At 68.1% G+C, this 23,969-nt stretch carries 20 protein-coding genes; 12 read left to right on the top strand and 8 right to left on the bottom strand.

Annotation, left to right across the window (positions count from 1 at the left end):
* The first annotated feature begins 100 nt into the window (after positions 1-100).
* Positions 101-1,279: a CaiB/BaiF CoA-transferase family protein gene (locus tag VFB33_03260; GenBank protein ID HZO80689.1), complete on the top strand. Its 1,179-nt coding sequence runs from the start codon at positions 101-103 to the stop codon at positions 1,277-1,279.
* Positions 1,245-2,147 (top strand): nucleotidyltransferase domain-containing protein, encoded by a 903-nt coding sequence (locus tag VFB33_03255; protein ID HZO80688.1) that lies wholly within the window; start codon positions 1,245-1,247, stop codon positions 2,145-2,147. The genes VFB33_03260 and VFB33_03255 overlap by 35 nt, the downstream gene beginning before the upstream one ends.
* Before the next feature lie 4 nt (positions 2,148-2,151).
* On the opposite strand, the gene VFB33_03250 is transcribed toward VFB33_03255, so the two are convergent.
* Positions 2,152-2,856: an HAD family hydrolase gene (locus tag VFB33_03250; protein HZO80687.1), complete on the bottom strand. Its 705-nt coding sequence runs from the start codon at positions 2,854-2,856 to the stop codon at positions 2,152-2,154.
* A 134-nt stretch (positions 2,857-2,990) separates the two neighbouring features.
* Between VFB33_03250 and VFB33_03245 the strand changes: the two genes are divergently transcribed.
* Positions 2,991-3,893, top strand: coding sequence for a pyridoxamine 5'-phosphate oxidase family protein (locus tag VFB33_03245; protein ID HZO80686.1), 903 nt, complete (start codon positions 2,991-2,993; stop codon positions 3,891-3,893).
* A 147-nt stretch (positions 3,894-4,040) separates the two neighbouring features.
* Here VFB33_03245 and VFB33_03240 read toward each other — a convergent pair whose 3' ends face one another.
* Both VFB33_03240 and VFB33_03235 read right to left on the bottom strand, forming a co-directional pair.
* Positions 4,041-4,895, bottom strand: coding sequence for an MBL fold metallo-hydrolase (locus tag VFB33_03240; protein HZO80685.1), 855 nt, complete (start codon positions 4,893-4,895; stop codon positions 4,041-4,043).
* A gap of 143 nt (positions 4,896-5,038) precedes the next feature.
* Positions 5,039-8,473 carry a carboxyl transferase domain-containing protein gene (locus VFB33_03235; protein HZO80684.1) on the bottom strand — a complete coding sequence of 1,145 codons (3,435 nt, stop codon included), beginning with the start codon at positions 8,471-8,473 and terminating at the stop codon, positions 5,039-5,041.
* A gap of 198 nt (positions 8,474-8,671) precedes the next feature.
* Here VFB33_03235 and hemW point away from each other — a divergent pair, with 198 nt between their 5' ends.
* A complete protein-coding gene (gene hemW / locus VFB33_03230; GenBank protein HZO80683.1) occupies positions 8,672-9,850 on the top strand; it encodes a radical SAM family heme chaperone HemW in 1,179 nt (392 codons plus the stop codon).
* A gap of 74 nt (positions 9,851-9,924) precedes the next feature.
* Here hemW and lysS read toward each other — a convergent pair whose 3' ends face one another.
* Together lysS and VFB33_03220 are read right to left on the bottom strand one after the other, a co-directional pair.
* The gene (gene lysS / locus VFB33_03225) at positions 9,925-11,538 is read right to left on the bottom strand and encodes a lysine--tRNA ligase (GenBank protein ID HZO80682.1); all 1,614 of its coding nucleotides are present in this window, start codon (positions 11,536-11,538) and stop codon (positions 9,925-9,927) included.
* 11 nt (positions 11,539-11,549) lie between these two features.
* Entirely contained in the window at positions 11,550-11,768 is a 219-nt protein-coding gene (locus VFB33_03220) for a hypothetical protein (GenBank protein ID HZO80681.1), read from the bottom strand.
* Between the two features lie 184 nt (positions 11,769-11,952).
* On the opposite strand from VFB33_03220, the gene VFB33_03215 reads away from it, so the two are divergent.
* From VFB33_03215 to ahcY, 4 genes are all read left to right on the top strand, one after another.
* Positions 11,953-12,972 carry a bifunctional oligoribonuclease/PAP phosphatase NrnA gene (locus tag VFB33_03215; protein ID HZO80680.1) on the top strand — a complete coding sequence of 340 codons (1,020 nt, stop codon included), beginning with the start codon at positions 11,953-11,955 and terminating at the stop codon, positions 12,970-12,972.
* Between the two features lie 104 nt (positions 12,973-13,076).
* Positions 13,077-13,340 carry an HPr family phosphocarrier protein gene (locus VFB33_03210; GenBank protein ID HZO80679.1) on the top strand — a complete coding sequence of 88 codons (264 nt, stop codon included), beginning with the start codon at positions 13,077-13,079 and terminating at the stop codon, positions 13,338-13,340.
* Between the two features lie 255 nt (positions 13,341-13,595).
* Complete coding sequence (gene metK / locus VFB33_03205; protein HZO80678.1) at positions 13,596-14,783, top strand: methionine adenosyltransferase; 1,188 nt, start codon at positions 13,596-13,598, stop codon at positions 14,781-14,783.
* Positions 14,784-14,844: 61 nt separating this feature from the next.
* Complete coding sequence (ahcY, locus tag VFB33_03200) at positions 14,845-16,161, top strand: adenosylhomocysteinase (GenBank protein HZO80677.1); 1,317 nt, start codon at positions 14,845-14,847, stop codon at positions 16,159-16,161.
* A 138-nt stretch (positions 16,162-16,299) separates the two neighbouring features.
* Here the strand turns inward: ahcY and VFB33_03195 are convergent, their stop codons facing one another.
* A complete protein-coding gene (locus tag VFB33_03195; protein HZO80676.1) occupies positions 16,300-17,580 on the bottom strand; it encodes an alkyl sulfatase dimerization domain-containing protein in 1,281 nt (426 codons plus the stop codon).
* 171 nt (positions 17,581-17,751) lie between these two features.
* Here VFB33_03195 and VFB33_03190 point away from each other — a divergent pair, with 171 nt between their 5' ends.
* The 4 genes from VFB33_03190 to VFB33_03175 are packed head-to-tail and all read left to right on the top strand — an operon-like array spanning position 17,752 to position 21,899.
* Positions 17,752-18,417, top strand: coding sequence for a riboflavin synthase (locus VFB33_03190; protein HZO80675.1), 666 nt, complete (start codon positions 17,752-17,754; stop codon positions 18,415-18,417).
* Positions 18,414-18,890 (top strand): Rrf2 family transcriptional regulator, encoded by a 477-nt coding sequence (locus VFB33_03185; protein ID HZO80674.1) that lies wholly within the window; start codon positions 18,414-18,416, stop codon positions 18,888-18,890. Before VFB33_03190 ends, VFB33_03185 begins: the two co-directional genes overlap by 4 nt.
* Before the next feature lie 26 nt (positions 18,891-18,916).
* On the top strand, positions 18,917-20,092 hold the full coding sequence (locus VFB33_03180) for a GNAT family N-acetyltransferase (GenBank protein ID HZO80673.1): 1,176 nt from the start codon (positions 18,917-18,919) through the stop codon (positions 20,090-20,092).
* A gap of 16 nt (positions 20,093-20,108) precedes the next feature.
* On the top strand, positions 20,109-21,899 hold the full coding sequence (locus VFB33_03175) for a hypothetical protein (protein ID HZO80672.1): 1,791 nt from the start codon (positions 20,109-20,111) through the stop codon (positions 21,897-21,899).
* On the opposite strand, the gene VFB33_03170 is transcribed toward VFB33_03175, so the two are convergent.
* Both VFB33_03170 and VFB33_03165 read right to left on the bottom strand, forming a co-directional pair.
* Positions 21,886-22,659 carry an enoyl-CoA hydratase-related protein gene (locus tag VFB33_03170; GenBank protein HZO80671.1) on the bottom strand — a complete coding sequence of 258 codons (774 nt, stop codon included), beginning with the start codon at positions 22,657-22,659 and terminating at the stop codon, positions 21,886-21,888. The two genes, VFB33_03175 and VFB33_03170, sit on opposite strands and share 14 nt — an antisense overlap.
* Before the next feature lie 107 nt (positions 22,660-22,766).
* On the bottom strand, positions 22,767-23,846 hold the full coding sequence (locus VFB33_03165; protein ID HZO80670.1) for a hypothetical protein: 1,080 nt from the start codon (positions 23,844-23,846) through the stop codon (positions 22,767-22,769).
* Positions 23,847-23,969 lie beyond the last annotated feature (123 nt).

Genomic DNA, 23,969 nt, shown 5'->3' with positions numbered 1-23,969 from the left:
TTTTCGGGATGAAGACGGCGGCGCGGCGGCCAGAGGGGCTGCCGCGCCGCTTTTTCATTGCTCCATCTTGGTGCTAATGACTAGGCAGGAGGCCACCACGATGGGAGTGCTGTCAGGCTGTAGAATCGTCGAGTTCGCCGGCATCGGACCGGCACCGATGTGCGCGATGCTGCTCGCGGACATGGGCGCCGAGGTCCTGCGCATCGACCGTGCCGAGGACGCCAGCCTCGGCATCCAGACCGAATCCAAGTACAACCTGCTTGGCCGCAGCCGCCGCTCGGTCGCGGTCGATCTCAAGCGGCGTGAGGGCACCGAGCTTGCCCTCAAGCTGATCGAGAAGGCCGACGCGCTGATCGAGGGCTTCCGCCCGAAGGTAATGGAACGCCTGGGACTCGGGCCCGACGTGTGCCTGGCGCGCAATCCGCGCCTGGTGTACGGGCGGATGACCGGATGGGGCCAAGAGGGGCCGCTCGCCCTCGCCGCCGGCCACGACATCAACTACATCGCGCTCACCGGCGCGCTTCATGCGATTGGGCGCAAGGGCGAAGCGCCGGTTCCGCCGCTCAACCTGGTCGGCGACTTTGGCGGCGGCGGGGTTTACCTCGCGCTGGGAGTAGTCGCCGCGATGTTCGAGGCGAGCAAGTCGGGCAAGGGCCAGGTGGTCGACGTCGCAATGATCGACGGCGCGGCCTCGCTGATGACGGCGATCTACGGCCTGTTCGGCGCGGGGATCTGGAGCGACAAGCGCGGCGAGAACATCCTTGATACCGGCTCTCACTACTACAACGTGTACGAGACCAGCGACGGCAAGTACGTCGGGATCGGCTCGATCGAGAGCAAGTTCTACGCCGAGCTGCTGCGCCTGACCGGGCTGGAGGGCGAGAAGCTCCCGCGCCAGAATGACCGTGCCGCATGGGAGGCGATGCAGCAGCGCCTGCGCGCGATCTTCAAGACCAAGACGCGTGACGAGTGGTGCCGCATCATGGAGGGCAGCGAGGTTTGCTTCGCCCCCGTGCTGAGCCTCGAAGAGGCGCCCAAGCATCCGCACAACCGCCATCGCTCGACCTTTGTCGAGTACGAGGGCGTGGTGCAGCCGGCGCCGGCGCCGCGTTTCCTGCGCACGCCGAGCGCGATTCAGCGCCCGCCCGCGCGCCCCGGCGAGCATACGGAGGAGGCACTGCGGGATTGGGGCTTCAGCACCGTGGAGGTCGAGCGGATGCGCGCTGCCGGCGCGATCGGCGTGCGTGGAGCAGAACCCCGAAAAGCGATGGGCGCCTAGACCGGACCTGCCGCAGTGGCTGCGCGCGCTGTGCGAGCGCGTTGCCGCGCGGCTCATCCGGGTCCAGGGCATCGAAGCGATCGCACTTGGCGGCTCGTGGGTGCGCGGGATTGCGCGGCCCGATTCGGACGTCGATATCGCGCTCTACTACGAGCCCGACGCCGCCTTCTCGCCCGAGGAGCTCGACACGGCGGCATCAGAGCTTGACGATCGCCACGCCCAGCGGCTCGTCACCAGCTTCGGCGACTGGGGCGAGGGGGTGAACGGCGGCGGCTGGCTCGTGATCGACGGCCGCCAGGTGGATTTCCTCTATCGCAACCTTGCCCGCGTGCGCGAGGTAATCGGGCTCTGTGGCGACGGCAAGCCCGGAGCGGTTTATCAGCTCGGCCATCCGCTGGGCTTCCAGACCCAGATCTACGTGGGCGAGATTTTCTTTTGCCGGCCGCTCCACGACCCCGGCGACGAGCTTGCGCGGCTCAAGCGGCTGTGCGCGCAGTATCCGGCGGCGATGCGCCGCGCGCTTATCGAAAAGCATCTGTTCGACGCCCGCTTCGAAATCTCGATCGCGGCCGGGCCGGCGGGCCGCGGCGACACGATGTACGCCGCGGGATGCCTGTTCTGCGCGGCCGGCCTGATGACGCTGGTGCTCTACGCGCTCAACCGCCGCTACTACGTCAACGAGAAGGGCGCGTTCGCCGAAAGCCGTGGATTTGCGATCAAGCCGACCGGCTTTCACGACGCGGTCGAGGCCGTGCTCGCCCGCCTCGGTGGCGCGCCGGATGAACTGGCGGCAAGCGCGGCCGCGATGGGCTCGGCGTTCGCCTCGCTCGAGGAGCTATGCGGCCGCGAGCTCGCAGCGTCCGGGTGAGCCCTCATGTGCGCTCGCCCACGCGCGCCGCGTTGAGCAGCGCGGGCAGCTCGTAATTGACCAGCTCGCCGATGCGCGCGATCGTGAGGTCCGCTGGCGGATAGCCGGCGACGTCGGCCCCGTGCGCGTAATGGCCCTGGCGCGGAAAGACCGTGGTCACCCGCACGCCCCATACCTTCTTCACCGCCGTCAGGATCCGAATCTTGTCGTCAACCAGCACATAGTGCGCGGCCGGATAGCGCCGCTCGACCTCGCCCAGTTCCTGCTCCTTGTGGATGTAAATGAGCACCCGGCCCTCGACCGCCTCGAACAGCCCCGAGCGCGCGACCTTGCGCGGCTGGAAGACCACGTCGCCGTCTGAGAGGATGACTGTCGGCCCGAAGGCTCCCAGATGATCGATCACGTCGAGCGAGCCGGGATAGAGCCGGTTGGCGAACGGGTAGTCCACCAGGTAGGCGGAAACGGCCAGCAGATGGGTGTCGTGTGGATGCTCGACGCGATAGCGCTGGAGCGCACCGAGGTAGTCCGCGTAGCCCAGCTCCTGGCGCAGCGCCTCGAAGATCGTCCAGTAGCGCTCCTGCGGCCCGGCGCCGACTTCGCGGACGAGAAAGCGCTTGAGGTCTTCGGTCACCCGGTCGTTGTCGAGCAGCGTGTTGTCCACGTCGAGCAGGAAGACGACCGGACTGGGCGAATCGATCGGCGGTGTCATCGCGAGCCTCGGTGTTTTCGGGATGCGCGCGCGGGCGGCCACGCCGGCGATATTTGGCGCGGTTCCCGTCGTACGGATTTTACGCTATCAGGCTGCATGGCCCTATCCGATGGCTGAGGGGCCCGCATCGCGCGATGAAATTCCACGAGGGCGAAATCGCGGTACAGACGCGCGCCGGCGGACGCGAGATGGCGGCCAAGATCGGCGGCGGCATCCGCGCCACCATCGCGCCCGAGCGGTGCGAGTTTGTCGCGCGCCAGCCACTGGCGGTCCTGGGAACGATTGACCAGGCCGGCCGCCCATGGGTATCGGTCATCACTGGCGAACCCGGCTTCATGCGCGTGCTCGAAGGCGACACCATGCGAATCGCCGCGCTGCCGCCCGTCGGCGATCCGCTGCTCGGCAATCTCAACGGACGGTCCCACGTCGCGATGCTAATCCCGGAGTTTGCAGCGCGCCGACGACTGCGGCTCAATGGCTGGGGCCAGATCGCCGACGGCGCCGCCATCATCGTGCGTCCCGAGCAGGTGTACGGCAACTGCCCGCGCTACATACAGGCGCGCGTGTTAGTCGGCAGGCAGGCTTGGTCCGCCACCGGGGGATCATCAGCCGCGGTCAAGTGCAAGCAGCTCTCGCCCGAGCATCAACGGCTCATCGCACGCGCCGACACGATGTTCATCGCGACCGACCATCCCAGGGCCGGCGCCGACGTCTCCCATCGCGGCGGCAATCCCGGCTTTGTGCGCGTAATCGACGCCGGCCGCCTCGCGATCCCCGACTACGCGGGCAACCGGATGTTCAACACGCTGGGCAATATCGCGGCCAACCCGCGCGCGGGGTTGTTGTTCGTCGATTTCGAAAGCGGACGCACGCTCCAACTGACCGGTCTGGCCGCGATCGACTGGCATCCGGCGCGGGCGGCGGCGATTGCAGGCGCCGAGCGCGTGGTCGACTTCACGCTCGACGAGGCGATCGACAATCCGCACGGCTTTGCCCTGCGCTATACTCTGCGCGACTACTCGGAATTCAATCCTTAGCGTCCCCGGCCATCCCGCGCGCCCTGCGCAGGCCCGCGCCACCGCAGGGGCCGGCGCGATTAAAAGGGTTCCCCCGTTATCGAAAAAGCGCGGGGCGGAACCAGAGCACCGCCCCGCCGATTGCCCTACCGCCGTGCGACAGGCCAGCTACTTTTCGAAGACGAACTTGCCGCCGCGGCGCACGATGTGCCCGGAGGTCGGTCCGGCGAAATGGGTGCCGATGACGTGCACCGGCTGGTCGCAGTAGCGCTCGACGAACTTTCTGCGCGTATCGGAGGCCATCGCCGGGTCGGTGTCGAACTCGCAGACCCACTCGGGATGAGCGACCTGGATCGGATGGTGGATCATATCGCCGGTGATGACCGCGTTCTCGCCGCGCGAGGAGATCCGCACACTGGTATGGCCCGGCGTATGGCCGGGGGTCGGCTCCAGCCAGACCTCGCCGGTCAACCTGCGCCCCGGCTCGACCAGCTCGGCCTGCCCGGCCTCGATCACCGGGCGCACCGAGTCGTCGATGGGCAGCTTGAAGTCGGCCAGACCATCGAACTTCGACCAGTGCTCCCACTCGCGCTCGCACATCATGTAGCGCGCCTTGGGGAAGGTCGGCTGCCAGCGCCCGTTGACCAGCATCGTGTTCCATCCGACGTGGTCGAGATGGAGATGGGTGCAGACGACGGTGTCCACCGAATCGCGCGACACGCCGGCCTTTTCAAGATCGGCCAGAAACGGCGTGTGCAGCATGTTGAAGTCCTTGAAATTGGGGCGCGGCTTGTCGTTGCCGACGCAAGTATCGACGATGATGCGCCGGCCCTCGGATTCGACCAGCAGGGCGTGAATGCTGAGCAGGATCTTGCCGCTGTCGTCGATGAAGGGGGCGAGCCATTCGCGTTCGCCCTTGATCGCGTCGACGGTCGCGTTGGCGGTGATCATGGTGCCCGGCCATACCGGCTGCTGTTCCTGGAGCCTGGTGATCCGAACGTCGCCGATTTTCCAGCTTTGCATTGGGCTACCTCCACGGGTTTGTTGAGCGCGCCTAACTTAGCCCGCCCGCGCGCACACGGCAAACGCGGTGCCTCACCTCTCCCTGGCCCTTCCCTCGGAGTAGAGGAGCGAACCAGGCCCCCATTGTGCAGGGCGCGGTCAGCTTACCATGTGTCGATGCAGGTGCGCTTCTTGCCCGTGCGCGGGGCAGGCGGCGGCGCGCTGCGCAGCGCCGTCATTATCCATTTGCGCGAGTCGAGCGGGTCGATGACGTCGTCGAACTCGAAGTGCGAGGCGACGTTGAGCGCCTTGCCCGACTCATACATCTTGGCCACCATCTTGTCGAACAGCGCCTTGCGCTCGGCCGCATCGTCGACCGCCGCCAGCTCGTTGCGGTAGCCGAGTTTCACGGCCCCCTCGAGCCCCATCCCGCCGAACTCGCCGGTCGGCCATGCCACGGTGAAGAACGGGGCCTTGAAGCTCCCCGCCGCCATCGCCTGCGCCCCCAGCCCGTAGCCTTTGCGCAGGATGATCGTGAAACACGGCACGCTCAGGCTCGCGCCGATGACGAACATCCGCGCCGCGTGCCGCACCAGCGCGGTCTTCTCCACCTCCGGGCCCACCATGATGCCGGGCGTGTCGCACAAAAACAGGATCGGAAGGTCGAAGGCGTCGCACAGCTGCATAAAGCGGGCGGCCTTGTCCGCCGCCGCGCTGTCGATCGCGCCGGCCAGATGGACCGGGTTGTTGGCGACCAATCCCAGCGGACGCCCTTCGACCCGGATGAGCGCGGTGACCATCCCCAGCCCGAATTGCCGGCGCAACTCGAGCACCGAGCCGCGATCGGCGAGCGTCTCAATCACGGCGCGGACGTCATAGACGCGCAGGCGGTTTTCCGGAATCAGTCCGCGCAGCAGGCGCTGGTCGGCGCACTCCCATCGCGGAAGCGGCCCTTGGAAATAGCTGAGGTACTTCTTGGCGACGCGCACTGCTTCGGCCTCGTCGGCGACCGGCACGTCGACCACGCCGTTTGGCACCTGCACCTCCATCGGACCGACCTCCTCGGGCCGGAAGATGCCCAGCCCGCCCCCCTCGATCATCGCCGGCCCGCCCATCCCGATATTCGACCCGGCGGTCGCGATGATCACGTCGCAACATCCGAGCAGCGCCGCGTTGCCGGCGAAGCATCGCCCCGAGGTTATCCCGACCAACGGCACCAGCCCGCTTAGCCGCCCGAAATAATGGAACGCCATGCAATCGAGACCGGCGAAGGCGAGGCCGTCGGTGTCGCCGGGACGTCCGCCCCCGCCCTCGGCGAAGACCACCACCGGCAGCCGCCATTTCTCGGCGAGCTCGAAGAGGCGGTCCTTCTTGCGATGGTTCTGCGAGCCCTGGGTGCCGGCGAGCACGGTGTAGTCGTACGACATCACCGCGCAGCGCGAACGCGACTCGTCGAACAGCTCGCCGTTGACGCGGCCGATGCCCGCGATCATCCCGTCGGCCGGGGTACGCTTTATCAGGTCCTCGATCGAGCGGCGCCGGCGCTGCGCCGCGATCACCAGCGGCCCATACTCGACGAGGCTGCCCGGGTCGCAGAGATCCTCGATATTCTCGCGCGCGGTGCGTTGGCCGGTCCTGCGCCGGCGCTCGACGGCGTCGGGGCGCGCGGCGTCGAGTCCGATGTGGTGGCGCTCGTGCACGGCGGCAAGGTCGGGCCGGATGTAGTCGGGATCGACGGCCTCCGCCGCCTCGCTTTCGGCGACGGAGACTTCGGCCTCCTCGATGAAGGCGAGCGGATGGCCCTCGAAGACGGCGTCGCGCTCGGCGACCGCGATGCGGCGGACGATTCCGCTCACGTGGGCGCGGATGACGTGCTCCATCTTCATCGCTTCCATCACGAAGAGCTGGCGCCCGCGATGGACCTGGTCGCCCTCGCGCACGTCGATCGAGACGATCGTGCCTTGCATCGGTGCCGCAACCGCAACCGTCCCCGGCGGCCCGGCGATCGCGGGGATGGGCGCGGGCGCGCCGCCCGCGGACAAGGCGAACGACGCGGTCGGCGCCGCTGCGGCGCCGCTTTTGCCGTGATGGAGCACGGCGAGCGGATCGACCGAATCGATCCGCGCGCCGGCAAGCCGCGGCGCTCCCGCGGCCGAGGCCCGCGCGCCCGCGCCGCCGTCGAAGAAGAGCCGCCGATGGTGCGCGTCGGCGGGCGCGACCAGCTCCGCGATGTGGTCCTCGATGAAGTTGGTGTACAGGCGGTTGGCGGCGAAATCGGGATGGCGCAGCAGGTTGAGGAGGAAGCCGATATTCGTCGCCACGCCTTCGATCCTGAGCTCGCACAGCGCCCGGTAGGCCCTCGCGATAGCGGCCGAGAACTCCGACGACGGTGAATGCGCGATCAGCTTGGCGAGCAGCGAGTCGAAGTTCGGACTCGTCGTGTAGCCGGCGTAGGCGAAGGTGTCGACGCGCACGCCCGGCCCCGAGGGCGGCTCGAAAGCGCTCAGGGTGCCGCCCGCCGGGCGCGTGCTGCCGTCCGCGCCCATCGACTCCATGTTGATGCGGAGCTGGATCGCATAGCCGCGCGGAGCCGGAACCTCCGCCTGGCACATCCGCAGTTCCTTGAGCGTCGCGCCCGCGGCAAGCTCCAACTGGAGCCGGACAAGGTCGATGCCAGTGACTTCCTCAGTCACGGTGTGCTCGACCTGGAGGCGCGGGTTGGCCTCGATGAAGGCGAAGGCCGGCTCGGCGTCGGGCGCCGAAGCGTCAACCAGGAACTCGAAGGTGCCGAGGTTGTTGTAGCGTGTGGATTCGGCGAGCTGGACCGCGGCGTTGAGCAGGCGTACGCGCAGCCGCTCGGGCAGGCCGGCGCTGGGCGCGATCTCGACGAGCTTCTGATGGCGCCGCTGGATCGTACATTCGCGCTCCCATAGATGGATGGCCGCGCCGGTCCCGTCGCCGACGATCTGGACCTCGACGTGCCGCGCGCGCGGCATCAGGCGCTCGACGTACACGTCGGGATTGCCGAAGGCGGCGCGCGCCTCCGACTGGCATCGTTTGTAAGCCTCCTCGACGTCGTCGAGCCGATGCACCACGCGCATTCCGCGCCCGCCGCCGCCGCTGACTGCCTTGATCACCATCGAGCCGCCGCCGCCCATCGCGGCCAGGAACTCGCGCGCCTCCGCCAAGGTGGTCGCGCCGGCGCTGGCCGGCAACACCGGTATGCCGCATCGCTCGGCCAGCGCGCGCGCCTTGACCTTGTCGCCGAACAGTTCGAGCATCTCGGGCCGCGGCCCAACGAACATCATCCCCTCCTCGGCGCAGCGGCGCGCGAAAGTGGGATTCTCGCTGAGGAAGCCGTAGCCCGGATGGATCGCGTCGCATCCGGCAGCGCGCGCGACGGCGACGATCTGCTCAATGTCGAGGTAGGCGGCCGCGCCGATCCCGCGAAGCGCGCGCGCGTCGTCGGCCTTGCGCGTATGCAGCGAGCGGGCGTCGTCCTCGGAGAACACCGCGACCGTGCGGATGCCCATCTCGGCGGCGGCGCGCATGACGCGGATCGCGATCTCGCCGCGGTTGGCGACCAGGAGACTGTTCATGAACCGTGCCGTGACCTTTCCATTTTTCGATGTCGCCTGCGCTCGACCATCGAATCCTCGTTGAGATCTAGCACGCAACGCAAGTGCTCCCGAACCGCCTGCAAAGCGCGCATTGCAGCCCGGGCCTTGGATAGCGGCCGTTCACCGAGGCCCCTACCGCCGTGGCTCCCGGCCAGCGTACAATTTGGCTCAAGTGGCATGACCCCTACCGACAGTTGTATCGGCGGCGCGGCGTTCTCGCTCTACGTCCACATCCCCTACTGCCACTCGAAGTGTCCCTACTGCGACTTCAATTCGTACGCCGCTGCGAGCTGGCCCGAGGATGCCTATGTGCGCGCGCTCGCCAGCGAGATGCGCGGGCGGGCGGCCGAGCCGGCGTGGACCGGGCGCCGCGTCAAGACGATTTTCTTCGGCGGCGGCACGCCGTCGCTCTTCCGCCCGGAGTCGATCGCCACGGTTATCGCGGCGGCCGAGCGCAGCTTCGGAATCGAAGACGGCGCGGAAATAACGCTGGAGGCGAATCCGGGCACGGTGGACGGCGCGAAGCTGCGCGGTATGCGCGCCGCTGGGGTCAACCGGATAAGTTTCGGCGCGCAGTCGTTCAATCCGGCGACGCTCAACTTGCTCGGCCGCATCCACAGCGCCGACGACACCCGCACGGCGGTGCGCCTTGCCCATGGCGCGGGCTTCGCGCGGCTCAACCTTGACCTCATCTTCGCCGTCCCCGGGCAGAGCGTGGATGACGTGCTGGCGGATATCGAGGCGGCCGTCGCGCTTGGGCCGGACCATATTTCGGCCTACAACCTGACCTTCGAGGAGGGCACCGCGTTTTTCGCCGATATGAAGCGCGGACGCATCCGCCCGCTCGACTCGGACCGCCAGGCCGAGATGTACGCCGCCGTACGCCGTGAGCTGCCGCGCCGCGGCTACATGATGTACGAGATCTCCAATTACGCGCCGCTCGGCCATGAAGCGCGCCACAACCTCAGCTACTGGCGCGCGGAGAGCTACCTCGGCTTGGGCGCGGGCGCGCACAGCTTCACACACGCTTCAGGCGGCAGCCGGCGATGGTGGAACGAGCGGATGCCCGCCCGCTATATCGAGCGCGCGCTTGGGGAGGGTATCGCGGAGGCGGGTGCCGAGGAGGTTGACGCGCGGAGCGCGATGGGCGAATTCGTTTTCCTCAACCTGCGCCTGCGCGCGGGCTTCGCGCTCGGCGATTTCCAATCGCGCTTCAACTGCACCTTCGATGAGGTCTTCGGCGCGCGGGCCGCGCCTTTGGTCGAGGGCGGCCTGATTCGCCGCGAGGCGGGACGCGTCTTGCTGAGCGAGCGCGGGCTAGAGCTCGCCGACTCCATCTTCGCCGAGTTCGTCTAAACGCTGGCTCGGGCTCGCGACTGCTCAAATCAATACACCGGCAGGCTGGGACGCCCGCCCTGAGGCTGGCGCGATCAGTTGAGCGCGGCCGAGACGATCTCGGCGACGCGGGCGGGGGTGGTCAGGCGGATGAAGGGGCCGAGGCGGGGGCCGCGCTCCTGGCCAAGCAGCACGCGGTAGAGCAGCGGAAAAATCTGGCCCGGCTTGTCGTAGTGCGCGCGGCCGAGCTCGTAAATCGCCTTTTCGATCTCGTCGGCACCGGCGCCGGCGTGGCGCACGAGCCAGTCACGCAGCGCCGCGAGCTGCTCGCGCTCGCCGTCGCTCGGCGTGTAGGGGCGCTTGGTCGGCTCGACGAAGTCGCGGTAGAAGTTCAGCGCGCATTCCATCAGCGTCCGCGCCATCTTTGCGGTTTCCGGGTCGCCCTCGATTCCGGGGTCGTAGTGCGCAAGGTAGCGCCAGATGAGCTCGCGGTCGGCGGTGCCGAGCGCGGCGACCAAGTTCATGATTAGCCCGAAACGGAGGGTCGAGTTGAAGCGGCGCACGCTTTGGCTCTGGAGCACGAACTCCAGTTCCGAGTTGCGCCGCGCCGTCTCCGGCTCCGCCGCAGCCCATCGCTGGAGCGCGTCGAGATACTCGTCCACATACTGCGGAATCGCTTCGAGGAAGAGCTTGCGCGCGCGCCGCGGGTTGAGGATGAGGAAATATTTGAGCACCTCGATCGGCGCATAGCGCCGCCATTGCTCGACCCCGACCCCGCGCCCGATCGACTTGGAAACCTTGTGCCCCTCCTCGTCGAGATACATCTCGAACGGGAAGCCGAGCGGCGGCCGCCCGCCGAGCAGCCGCAGGATCTGTCCCGACAGCCGCGCCGAATCGATCAAGTCCTTGCCGTACAGCTCGTAATCGACCCCCAGCACGTACCATCGCAGCGCCCAATCTACCTTCCATTGCACCTTGGCCCTGCCGCCGAGCACGCTCTGTTCGCCGCCAAAGCCGCATCCGTGGGAGCCGCCGAAGCTGCGCTCGCAGGAGAATTCGACCGTGGCGCGCTCGGGATGGTACGCGGTCACGAGGGTCGAGTTTATCTGACCGCACGCCGGGCAAAGCGGCATGAACGGTGACCATCCGCGCCGGTTCTCCTCGCGCAACGTCGGCGTGACGATCCGGATAATCTCGTCGTGCCTAGCGAGGATGAGGCGCAAGGCGTCGTCGAAGCGTCCGCCCGCGTACACCTCGCTCGAGCGCATCAGCTCGTATTCGACCTCGACCGGCGCCAGGAACTCCGCCAGCAGCCCGATCATGTGGCCGGCGAAGCTCGGATGGCAGTCGCCGAACGGGTCGGGGATGCGCGAGACGGGCTGGCCGAGGTAGCGGGCGGTCGGCTCGCGGTTGGGGATGCTCTCGGGCACCTTGCGCAGGCCGTCCATGTCGTCGATGAAGACGATGAGGCGACTGGGATGGCGGTAGGCGGGGTTGTCGGGCTCGACGGCGGCCAGCACCTTGAAGGCGTGCTGGACGTAGGCCGGGCGCAGCACCTCACCCATCGTGCCCAGATGGGGCAGGCCGGAGGGCCCGAAGCCGCTTTCGAAGATTACCGCGCGCGTCGGCGGATAGTCGGCGACACGCAGGGCGAGCCGGCGCGCCTCCTCGTAGGGCCACAGGTCAAGTAGCTTGCGCTCCGCCGCCATCGCCACTTCATTCATTCCCTGCCCTTGAGCACACGCGCGACCGCCTCGTGCAGCCACGGGTCGATCTGGAGGTCGCGGGATTTTTCCGAGGCCAGACGCAGCTTCACGCCGCAATTAGCGCAGATTAACGCTTCTTGACGAAAGCCGCCCCGATCTTCCACGCTCAGCCGCAGGAACCAATCCTTTATCGGACGCCGGCAGAGTTCGCAACTTTGTTCGTCGGTCGCCATCTGACATCCGCCTCCGCCGATGGTTACTGTTATATCATTGATGGACGGGGACGGGCGTGTTAAGGGTGTGGTCCATAGCAGTGACCATCCCCACGCAACTGCAAGCGTTTAACCTGGCATAAAGCTCTGAGCTGTCGGCGCCCGTAGCCCTATGCTGCGCGCGGGCCCGGGCGTTTCCCCTTGCATGGACGAATCCTACACCAAACAGAAGATCAAGGAGCTGCGCGCGCTGGTCTCCGAAGGCGACCGCGTCGCAATCCTGTTGCAGGACGATCCCGACCCCGACGCGATGTCGAGCGCGATCGCGTTGCGCGCCCTGCTCGGGCGCAACAAGCTGACCACGCCGATCTTCAGCTTCACTCCGGTCACCCGCCCAGAGAACAAGACCATGACCCACCTGCTCGAGATCGAGATCGCGCCGGCTGACACCGAGGAGTTGGCGGCCTTTGACCGGGTGGCGATGGTTGATGTGCAGCCGCCCTACTTCAACGGGCGCCTGCGCCGCGCTGACATCGTCATCGACCACCATCCCGGCTATCCGCCGAGCACCGCTGCCTTCCAGGACGTCCGCCCCGGCTACGGCGCCACCGCGACCATCATGACCGAGTACTTGATCGCGGCCGACGAGCGGATAAGCGAGCGTCTGGCCACCGCCCTGCTCTACGGCATCCGCAGCGACACCCTGATGCTCAAGCGCAAGGTGACCGACGCCGACATTCAGGCCTTTACCCATCTCTATCCCCACGCCAATTACAACCTGCTGCGCCAGATCGATCGGCCCGAACTGCCGACGCGCTTCGCCCGCGTGCTGGCGAGCGTGATGCGCCGCTTCGAGGTGCGCGACGGCGTCGCCCTGATCCATCTCGGGCGGGTCGAGCGCGACGACCTGATCGTCCAGATGGCCGACTTCTGTCTGCAATTCGAGAACGTCGAGTGGACGGTGGTCTCGGGCAAGCTCGGCGACAACCTGGTCATCGCCGTGCGCAACCACGGGATTGGGCGCGGCAACGCGGGCGAGGTTGTGCGCCGGTTGTTTGGCGAAATCGGCAGCGCCGGCGGCCATCGCAACATGTCCAAGGCGGTCATCCCGCTCAAGGCCTGGCGCGCGCGCGAGGGCTCGCTGCGCGACCGCGCGATCGAAGAGCGCCTGCGCGCGCTGTTCGAAGCCCAGCTCCACGGCGAACACGACCACGATTCCAACTAGCCTCGCGCGCCGCCGGATCGCGCGCGGCCGGCGCGCCGCAACGCGGAACGCCTCCGTGGTTTACCACCTGCGCGCATGCGTCTATCGTGTTGAGGATGGGTGTGGTGGAGGCGACAGTGCAGGTGACCAACCGCCTCGGGTTGCATCTGCGTGCGGCGACCAAGCTCGCCGAGACCGCGCGCCGCTTCAACGCCCAGATAACCGTCACCACCGACGGCGGCAAGGCCGACGCGCGCAGCGTTATCAACCTGATGATGCTCGGTGCAGCGCAGGGCGCGCGGCTGAAGTTGCGCGCCGAGGGCGAGGAGGCGCGCGCCGCGCTCGACGCGGTGCGCCGGCTCGTCGAAGAGCGCTTCGGCGAGGACTGAGCGCGCGCAGGGCTGACCGCGGCGCGCGCCGCGGTCAGCGCCCAGCGCCTTGATCAGGCGGCATGGGTTGGTTATACCAAGGCATCATTTTTTTGTTCTGGACGGAAAATTCTGATCGATTCGGGCGCTGTGCGGCAGCCCTGAGCCGTGGCCGCGCGGCGGGCCCGAGACGCATCGCCGCAGCGCCGATGAGGCTGCGCCACGCCGAAGCCGCCGTTGACCGAGGCCGGCTGCCTTCCAAGGAGACAACCGCGAATGCCGCTTAAGGACTTCCTCTTCACTTCCGAATCAGTGGCCGAGGGCCACCCGGACAAGATGTGCGACCAGATCTCCGACGCGGTCCTCGACGCGCTCATCACCGAGGATGCCGACTCGCGCGTCGCGCTGGAGACCCTGGTCAAGACCGGGCTCATCGTGCTCGCCGGCGAGATCACCAGCCGCGCCCATCCCGATTTCGCCAAGATCGCGCGCCAGACCGCGCTCGAGATCGGCTACAACCATATCGACACCGGCTTCGACGCCAACACCGCCGCGGTGCTGACCGCGATCGAGCCGCAGTCGCCCGACATCTCGCAGGGCGTCACCGAGGGCGAGGGACTGCACAAGGAACAGGGCGCCGGCGACCAGGGCCTGATGTTCGGGTTCGCCTGCGACGAGACGCCCGAGGCGATGCCGTTGCCGATCGCGCTTGCGCATCGCCTGATGGAAAACCTCGCCGGGCTGCGCCATCAGGGCAAGGCCGACTTTCTGCTCCCCGACGGCAAGAGCCAGGTTACCGTGCGCTACGCGGGCGGACGCCCGGTCGAGGTCACCACCGTGGTGGTCTCCGCGCAGCATAGCCGCGGCGTCGGCCACGCCACGGTCCAGGAAGCGATCATCGAGGAGCTGATCAAGCCGACCATCCCCAAGCAGTTCCTGACCAAATCGACGGTCTTTCACGTCAACCCAACCGGTAGCTTCGTGATCGGCGGGCCGCATGGCGACTGCGGCCTGACCGGGCGTAAGATCATCGTCGACACCTACGGCGGCTACGGTCGCCATGGCGGCGGCGCCTTTTCAGGCAAGGACCCGAGCAAGGTCGACCGCTCGGCCTGCTACATGGCGCGCTACGTGGCCAAGAACGTGGTCGCCGCCGGGCTCGCCGCCAAGTGCGAGATCCAGGTCGCCTATGCGATTGGCGTGGCTGAGCCGGTCTCGATTCTGATCGACACCTTCGACACCGGCGCCGTGCCCGACCACAAGCTGGCCCCGGCGCTGCGCGAGCTGTTCGATTTTCGCCCCGCCGGGATCATCCGGACGCTGGGGCTGAAGCGTCCGATCTACAAGGCGACGGCCGCTTACGGCCACTTCGGCCGCACGCCGCGCGCAGGCCTGTTCCCCTGGGAGCAGACCGACATGGTGGACGCCCTGCGCAGCGCCTTCGGGCTCAACGGCGGCCGCTGATCCGCGGGCGGCACGGCCCGCGCGCGCCGCCGCATCACACATTTTCGGAGCACCCCCACTGATGGAAGCAAAGAGCCTCAAGCGTAAAGTTCTGTCCACGGCCTCGCGCAACGGCGCGCGCGCCGCCGCCTACGACGTGCGCGACCTCAAGCTCGCCGCCGGCGGGCGCCAGCGTATCGAGTGGGCCGACGAGCAGATGCCGGTGCTGCGCCGCATCCGCGAGCGCTTCGCCCGGCAGAAGCCGCTGCGCGGCCAGCGTCTCGCCGCCTGCTTGCACATCACCACCGAGACCGCCAATCTGCTGCGCACGCTCAAGGCGGGCGGCGCCGAGGTCGTCTGCTGCGCCTCCAATCCGCTCTCGACCCAGGACGACGTCGCCGCCGCGCTGGTCAAGGAGTACGGCATCCCGGCCTTCGCCATCCGTGCCGAGGATCGCGACAGCTACTACCGCCATCTGCGCGCCGTCCTCCAGCGCCATCCGACGATCACGATGGACGACGGCGCCGATCTCGTAAGCCTGCTGCACACCGATTTCCTCGACCAGGCGGAGGAGGTGCGGGCCTCGATGGAGGAGACGACCACCGGCGTGATCCGGCTGCGCGCGATGGAGCAGGACGGCGCGCTGCGCATCCCGGTGGTCGCGGTCAACGACGCGCAGACCAAGTTTCTCTTCGACAACCGCTATGGCACCGGGCAGTCCACGATGGAGGCGATCGTGCGCGCCACCGGCGTGCTGGTCGCGGGCTCGGTGCTGGTGGTGTGCGGCTACGGATGGTGCGGGCGGGGCGTCGCGATGCGCGCGCGCGGGCTCGGCGCCAACGTAATCGTCACCGAGGTCAACCCGATCCGCGCCTTGGAGGCGGCCCTCGACGGCTTCCAGGTGATGCGGATGGCGGAAGCGGCGCGGGTGGGTGACATCTTCGTCAGCGTCACCGGCGACCGCGAGGTTATCGCGGCCCATCACCTCGCCACGATGAAGGACGGCGCGATCGTATGCAACGCCGGCCACTTCGACGTCGAGATCGACCTGCCCGGGCTGCGCAAGCTCGCGCGCAGAGTCGAGCGCCATCCCCTGCGCGAAGTCGAGACCTACCACCTGCGCAACGGACGGCGGCTGTTCCTGCTCGGCCAGGGGCGGCTGGTCAACCTCGCCTGCGCCGAGGGCCATCCGGCGCAAGTGATGGACATGAGCTTCGCCACCCAGGCGCTGGCCGCCGAGTGGGCGGCGGCGGCCCAGCTCGCGGTCAAAGTCCACAACGTGCCGCAAAAGATCGAGGACGAGGTCGCGAGCCTCAAGCTGGCCGCGATGGGGATCCGAATCGACCGCCTGTCGGCCGAGCAGAAGCAGTACCTCAGCAGTTGGCAAAGCGGCACCTGACGCGCGGCGCCCAAGCCCGCTCGGCGGCTATGAACTCGCGCGTAGCCGCGGCGCGCGGGGTCGCAATCCCGTTGCCCTTCAGACGGTGAGGGGCCACCCGCCCCCCCAAGCGGAATGCGACGCCCCCGAAGAGCAAACCTACAGCGTGCGAGCGGCCGGGGGCGGCGGCAGGCCGGCTTTGGAGGCCGACTCGACCGCGGCGGCGCGGAAGATTCCGTGCGCCATCGTCGACGTCGCCTCGGCCGCGCGGGCCGCGTAGATGCGCATCCGGGCCTCGTGCGCCGCCCGCGGGTCGGACGCCGCCGCTGCCGCCCAGTCGATAAGTTGCGCCGCGAGCGCGAGCTCGCCCGCCTCCAGCTTCGCCAGCGCCCGCCCGATTAGGACGTCGGCGCCGCCCGCCAGCGCCGCGACCTCGGCCGCGAGCGCGCGATGCGCTGGCGGTTTCAGATGTGAGGCCACGCCGTCGTACCATCCGCCCTCCAGCCGCCATACGTTGCGCACGATAAATTCAGGCTCGTCGTACACGGGCTGCAAATAGGGCTTCTCGGCGAGCGCCGCCGGCGGCTTGACGCTGTGCACGATGTCGTCGAGCGTCGCGCCGGCGTTCATCATGGCCAGCGTCTGGTCATGGAGGCTTTGCAGATAGTCGGCGGTGTCGCTCAGCATCTGGCGCACTCGCGCGGCGCCGAACACGGGTATCCCGTGGCCGGGGAGCAGCACCTCGGCGCCCGTCTTCGCCATCGCGCGCAGCGCCTCCGCCCATTCGCGCGCGTAACGCTGCGCCTTCTGCGGATTGCCCGCGTTGGGCGCGGCCCAGATGACGAAGTCGCCGGTCACCAGCACTTTGCGCGCGGGGATAAAGACCCAGCAGTGGTCGTCGGTCTCGCCGCGCGCGTGATGGCATTCCAGACGCGTCGCGCCGACCGCGACGTTGAGCTGATGATCGAAATAGGTATCGGGATAGACGTACTCCTGGGGCCATTGCACGGGGGCGCCGAACTGGCGCGCGTTGACAAGGCCGTTGTAGCCGGCGGTGCGCCGATAGCGGTCGAAGCGCGCGGCGACCGCGCGATGGCCGACCACGCGCGGGCGCGCGCGCCGCGCACTTTGCGCCTCGGCCACAAACGCCGCCATCCCGGCCGCATGATCGACGTGGCCGTGCGTATAGATCGCGGTGTGCACGCGCTCGTTCGACCATCGCCGCACCATCGCGAGCGTCTGGCCCTGGTTTTGGTGCGCGCCGGTGTCGATCAGGACCAGTCCCTCCTCGGTTCTAACCGCCGTGAGGTTGGCGAACCATCGCCAGAACATCACGGCCGGCGCGACCTCCTCGGACTCGCCGGTGGGCATCAACGGGTGGCGCTCGCGGATCGATAACGCGCCACTGAGAAGCTTCTCCGACTCTTCTCGAAACCCCATCGTTAATGGACCTCGCGCAAATTATCGGCGCCTTTGTTCGCCGCGTGCAAACGCGCGGCGCTCACAGGTCCGACCACAAGCGCGCGGCCGCCGCAAAGTTCCTCGGTTGCGCCGGGCGCGCGCAAAAAGTAAGATTTTTCTGGATTTTTTGCGCGCATAGACAATAGACAATTGTTCACCGGCATCATCGAAGACCTCGGCATCGTCGAGGAGATAACGCGCACGCGCAAGGGCGCGCTGCTCCGCCTGCGCACCGCCCTGCCGGTCGCACGCATCGCGATGGGCGAATCGATCGCGGTCAACGGCGCGTGCCTCACCGTGGTCGCCAAGGGCCGCGGCAGTATCGCGATGGACGTCTCGGCGGAAACGCTACGCCGCACGACGCTTGGAGCGCTTGTGGCCGGTGATCGGGTCAACCTCGAGCGCTGCCTGACGCTGGGCAAGTTGCTCGGCGGCCACCTGGTTTCCGGCCACGTTGACGGCGTCGGCCGGATCGTCTCGATCACGCCCGAGGGCGACTCGCGGCTGTACACGTTCGAGGTTCCGGCGGGGCTGGAGCGCTACCTGGTCGAGAAGGGCTCGGCCGCGATCGACGGCGTGAGCCTGACCGTGTTCGGCATCCGCGGACGGCGCTTCGACGTTGCGCTCATCCCGCATACGCTGAAGCTCACCACGCTGGGACGCAAAGGGCCGGGCGCGGCGGTCAACGTCGAGGCGGACATGATGGTCAAGTACGTCGAGCGCATCCTGGCGCCCCATCGCAACGGCGGCGCAGCCGCAAAGCCGGCGCGCCGCGCCGTGCGCCCGCGCCGGCGCAGGGCAGGAGCAGCGTCATGAGCCTGATGCAGATACCGCGCAAGATCGAATACGCGTTGCGGGCGATGATCTACCTCGCCGACCATCCCGAGGGCGTCGCGCGCGGCACCGAGATCGCGCGCCGCGAGCAGATTCCCAAGTACTACCTTGAGAAGGTGATTCGCGACCTGATGCATCGCGGGCTGGTGCGCGCGCGCCGCGGTCCCGGCGGCGGCTATCAGCTCGCCCGCTCCGCCGCTGCTATCACCTTCAAGGACGTGATCGAGGCGGTCGAGGGTCCGATCACGCTCAACGTATGCGTTGACGGCTCGAGTTCGTGCGCCTTGCAGCCGACCTGCCGGATGTTCCGGGTATGGGAGGAAGGGCAGCGCGTGCTGCTCGAAGTCTTCTCGCAGACCACGCTGCAGGAGATCGCATCCTCGCAGCCCACGGCCGCCCGGCTCGGACGCTTTGCCGCCGCCGACAAGGAAGTTATTGCGGCCGCCAAGGCCTGAGCGCATCCGCCGCCCGACCGATCGCATTGAGCGCCAGCGAAGCATCGATCAGCGAAGCCCCGGAAGCGACCGCCGGCGCCGCGCTCTTCAACGAGAAGTCCTTCTACCTCGAGGAGTTCTACGGCAAGAGCCTGCTGTTCGCGCTGGTTCCTCCCAGCGGCGAGCGGCTGGGCGAACTCGATTCGCTGGCGCGCACGCTGCGCGAGTTGCGCCGCAACCAGACCCGCGGCATCGTGATCGCCTCACGCAACGCGCTCGGCCGCGTGATGCGCCGACTGGGACGGCTCGCGCCGGCGGGCGAGCCGCCGGTCTTCAATCCGGCCGCCGGCCTGCGCTCGCGTCCCTACCCACCGGATTCGGCCGTCGCCCGCATCTGGCAGGGGCTGCGCACGGGCTCGATCGTGGTCGGCGCGGCGGACACCAACGATCCGATCGATCTGACAGTGTTCGCTCAGGAACTGGCCAGCCGCCTGCGCGTCTTCAAGCTCATCCTGCTCGACCGCCAGGGCGGCCTCACCGGCCGCGACGGCCGGCGGCTCTCGTTCGTCGAGCTCGGACGCATCGCGCACGCGCTGCGCGCCGACCGCGGCCGGCTGCGGCGCGCCGAGCTGCGCGCGGTGGCGCGGGCGCTCGGCGACGGCGTCGGCTCGGTCAACCTGGCCGCGCCGCGCGGCGTATACGAGGAGCTGTTCAGCTTCGTCGGCACCGGCACGCTGTTCACCGAGCGCCGCTACGGCTTCGTCCGCCCGATCTCGATCGACGACTTCGGGGAGGTCCAGGCCCTGATCGAGCGCGGCCAGAGCGAGGGCTACCTGCTCCCGCGCTCGCGCGAGGAAATCGCCCAGCTCTTGCCCTCGTGTTTCGGCTATCGCGTCGGCGACGAACATCTGGCGGGCGTATGCTCGCTGCTCACCGAGCCCTACCGGCGCGAGCGCGCGGGCGAGCTGACTGCGCTTTATACTCTCACCCGTTTCGCGGGCGAGGGCGTCGCCGCTGAACTGGTTAAGGAAGTCCTCAACGAGGCGCGCGCACGGCCGCTGCGCTACGTCTTCGCATGCACCGCGCAGGAGCGCGCCGCCAGCTTCTTTACCCGGCTCAAGTTCCGCCGCGTTTCGCCCAAGGACGTGCCGCTGGCCAAGTGGCGCGGCTACGATCGAGCGCGGATGGCGCGGCTGTTCATCTTCCGCTACGACCTCGCCTGACTGCGGGCCGCGCGCGATGAAATCCCGAGCACCCGGCGGCGCGCGCGACCGCTCCCGCGCGCGCGGACGGCCAAGGACGGCGCTGCGATGGCGTCTGGCGGCCGCCGCGGTGATCCTCGCCGCCGCCGCCGTCGCCCTCCATCGCCTCGATGCGGCCGAGGTATGCGGCGCCAACGAGGCCATCGAGGGAATCTTCGTCCAACAGATGGTCGAGCACGGCGTGCTGCTGTTCCCGCTGGAGAACGGGAACTCGCCGATGTACAAGCCGCCGCTCTTCCATTGGACCGCCTCCGCGCTCGACCGCCTCGCCGGCGCGCCCAAGGTTACCGCCTTCAACTTGCGACTGCCCTCGGCGCTGTACGCGATCGCGGGGGTGGCGCTGACGATCGTGTTCGCATGGTCTCCGTTGGGGGAAGGCGGCGCTTGCCTTGCCGGTCTGGTCCTTGCTGCCTCCTACCAGTACATGAGCCAGGCGCGGATTGGGCGGGTCGATATGGCGCTGTGTTTTTTCGAGACGCTCGCGCTGATGGCGTGTCTGTGGATGCTACCGGCGCCGCGCGCCGCGCCCTCCGCCGCGTCTGCGCAGGCGGCGGCGCAATCCGGCATTGGCGCGGCGGCGCGCTTCGGTGAAATCGCGATGCGCTACGTGTTCGCACTCGCGCTCGGGCTCGGCGTGCTCGCCAAGGGGCCGGTCGCGATCATTTTGCCGCTCGGCGCGATCGGCCTGTTCCTGCTGCGCGAGCGGCGGCTGAGCGAGCTATGGGAGTTGTTCACGCCGGGCAGCCTGTTCGTCGCGATCGTGGTGAGCCTGAGTTGGTACGCGGCGTGCGCGATGGGCGCGCGCTACGGATTTCTCAACCGCCAGCTCGGAAGCGAAAATTTCGGCCGCTTCTTCGGAGCGCTCGGCGCGATGCCGCCGTGGTACTACGTCAAGCCGCTGCTGCTGAACTCGGTGCCGCTGAGTCTTTTCACGCCGCTTGCTGTCGCCGCCGCCCTTCTTGGCTCCGGAGGCTCCTTTGCTTCGTCCAGGGCGATGGTTGGGGAGACGTCAGACGCTCGTGCTAGCAACAGCGCTGACGCCCCCGCCGGGGTGAGGTCGCACGCCATCCCATCCACACCCGCCGCGGATTTGGCCGCGCGCCTCTTCGCGACCTTCTGGATCGTAACCGTCGTCTTCTTCTCCATCGCCGCCTACAAGCGGCGCGCCTACCTGCTGCCGCTATGGCCGGCCTCGGCGTTCCTGCTGGCATGGGGCGCGCTGACGCTGGCGCGGCGCGCGCGACGGGCGCGCTTTGCGCCCGCGGCGCTCGGCGCACTATGCGCCGCGATGGTTGTGTTCAACTTTTTCTATCTACCGCGCCATGAGCGCGCCGGATGCGTCGGCGGCTCGTACGCCGTGGCGGCGGCGCGGATCAACCGGGTCGTCGGCGCCGGCGAGCCGCTCTACCTTTGGGGCTTCGAGGAGGATCCGGCGGCGCTGCTCTTCTATCTCGATCGCACCGCGCCGCTCATCGGCGGCAAGCTCGGCGACGCGCCGCCGGGCTACGTGATCGCGCCGGAGCGGCTATGGACGCGCGACCGCAGCCAGGCACTCGAGCTCACGCCGGTGCTGACCGTGGAGGTCGGCGGTGACCGCTTCGTCCTGCTGCGCCACGGCCCCGCTCTGGCGCTGGCTGCAAAGTGCGTCATTCCCGCGCGCATGTCTGCCGCGCAGGCGAAATTCCGCTTGCCCAAACATCCGGCCGGCCGGACGCCCGCCCGCCAAGACAAAACAAGAGGGATTCTGCCGAGGGCTACCGGCCTTTGAATTGCGGGGCGCGTTTTTCGAGGAACGCGCGCATCCCCTCCTGGTAGTCGGCCGTGCGCGAGGCATCGCCCTGCGCGATCGCCTCGGCCTCCAGCACGTCGGCCCACGCGCGGCCGATCGTCTTGAGCATGACACCCTTGGAGATGCGGAACGCCGCGGTCGGCCCGGCCGCGATCTCGAGCGCGAGCTTGCGCGCCGTCTCGGCCAGCTCGCCCGCCGCCACCGCGCGGTTCACCAACCCGCGCTCGGCCGCCTCGCGCCCGCTCAGCCGCCGGCCGGTGTAGATGAGCTCGAAGGCCAGATGGCGCCCGAGCAGATGGAGAAGGTGGAAGTGCCCGCCGGAATCGAGCACCGCGCCGAGCCGACCGAAGGGCGAGGAGATCTGCGCGTCCTCGGCCGCAATCACGATGTCGCAGGCGAACGCCAGTCCCAGCCCGCCACCCATGCATGCGCCCTGGACGGCAGCGATCGTCGGCCCCGGAAACTCGTAGATCCTCGTGAGCAGCGGGGTGAAGTCGTTGCGCAGAATTTCGGTCGCGTCCTCGTTGGCCGGATCGGCTTGTGAAAGATCGCGTCCGGCGCAAAAGGCGCGCCCCTCGCCGCGCAGCAGCACCGCGCGCGCCCGACTTTCGGCAGCCTCCTCAAGCGCCGCGTGCAGCTCGCGGATCATCAGATGGTTGATCGCATTGAGCTTGTCGGGGCGGTTGAGCACGATCTCGACCATCCCGCCCGCGCGCGCGACCCAAATCGTCTCGGCCATCGTGGGGTATCCTCCTGGGCAGAGTTGACCGGCCTCGCCGCCGACGCTTGCGCGGCGGTCGTGCTGGGTGGTTTATAGCAGACCCGCTGCTGAGCGGGAGCCGCGGCCTAGAAGACCGGGATAATGTCGGCGGCGGTGATGTCGCCGACGTCGACGCCCTCGAGGTCCAGCTCGGGAATCGCCGGGAATTTGATCCCCCAGTCGCCAACCACCTTCTTGACCTTGGCGATTGCCATCCGCCAGTTCTCGGCCTGCTCGTCGTAGCTCAGCACGCCGAGCCCGGCGTCGCGCGCGCAGTCGATCAGCACGCGATGATTGGGCAGGAAGTAGGGCGGCAACTCCCAGAACAGGTTGGGCGGCTCCCACAGGATCATCGAGAGAAAGACGAAGCCCGCGCGCAACTGCTTGGTGATGAGACTCTTGTAGTCGTCGGTCAGCCCCGGCCAGTCGTCCTCGAGCATCTTGAGGCAAATCGCCAGGTGACGGCTCTCGTCCTGACCCACTCGCGTGAAGACGCCCTTAAAAACCTCCGAGGTCGTTTTGCGCGACATCCCGTAGAACAGCGTCGAGGCCGCGACTTCGCCGAGCAGGAAGGAAGTAAAGAGCACCGAGAGCGGGTACTTGTCGAGCGAGGCCGAATAGCCACGCCAGTAGCGGGCGCCGTTATGGAACAGCCACTGGATGTTGTTGAGCGCAGCGCGCTCGAGCGCCGTGCGCGCCTCGAAGCGCAGCGGCCCGCCCGGCATCACGCGCGCGATCGCGCGCTGGCAGCACTCTTCGTGATTCACCTCGTCGCGGGTGACGCTGAAGAAGCACTTGCGGATCGGATCCTCGGCATGGACCTCGTAGGAGTGGATCATCGCCTTGGCGAAGACCGCAGGCCCCGAGCCGTCGAACACCGACAGCACCGCGTACCAGTACATGATCCCCAGCCGCTGCTCGGCAGTGAGGCGGGCCGGGTCGAGTTTGTTCCACGGCAGGTCGGAAGGGTTCCAGGCCTGGACCTTGGCCTTCTCATAGAGCGCGGCCAGCGACTCGGTCTTGACCTCCCATTCGAGCGGAAAGATGTTGGGCTGCGCGATCTCGGGCGCGGCTGCAAAGCCGCCCTCGGGGATCACCAGGTCCGCGGCGCGCGTGCCGTTGGGGTGATGCCTGTTGGTCCTGATCGCGGGGCTGCCGTCGGCCATCGCTGGTCCTCCTGCCGATGTTCTCCCAAAATCGACCGAACGGTCGGTTTAATTGAAGAATGCCGCCAATGCCGACCGGATGTCAAGCCTCGACGCGGCGCTCCGGCCGCCGCACCGACCGCG

The sequence above is a fragment of the Candidatus Binataceae bacterium genome, from assembly GCA_035650475.1.
Lineage (GTDB): Bacteria > Desulfobacterota > Binatia > Binatales > Binataceae > JAKAVN01.
Note: the sequence above shows the minus strand (reverse complement) of the source record. Positions and strands in the feature narration are given on the sequence as shown.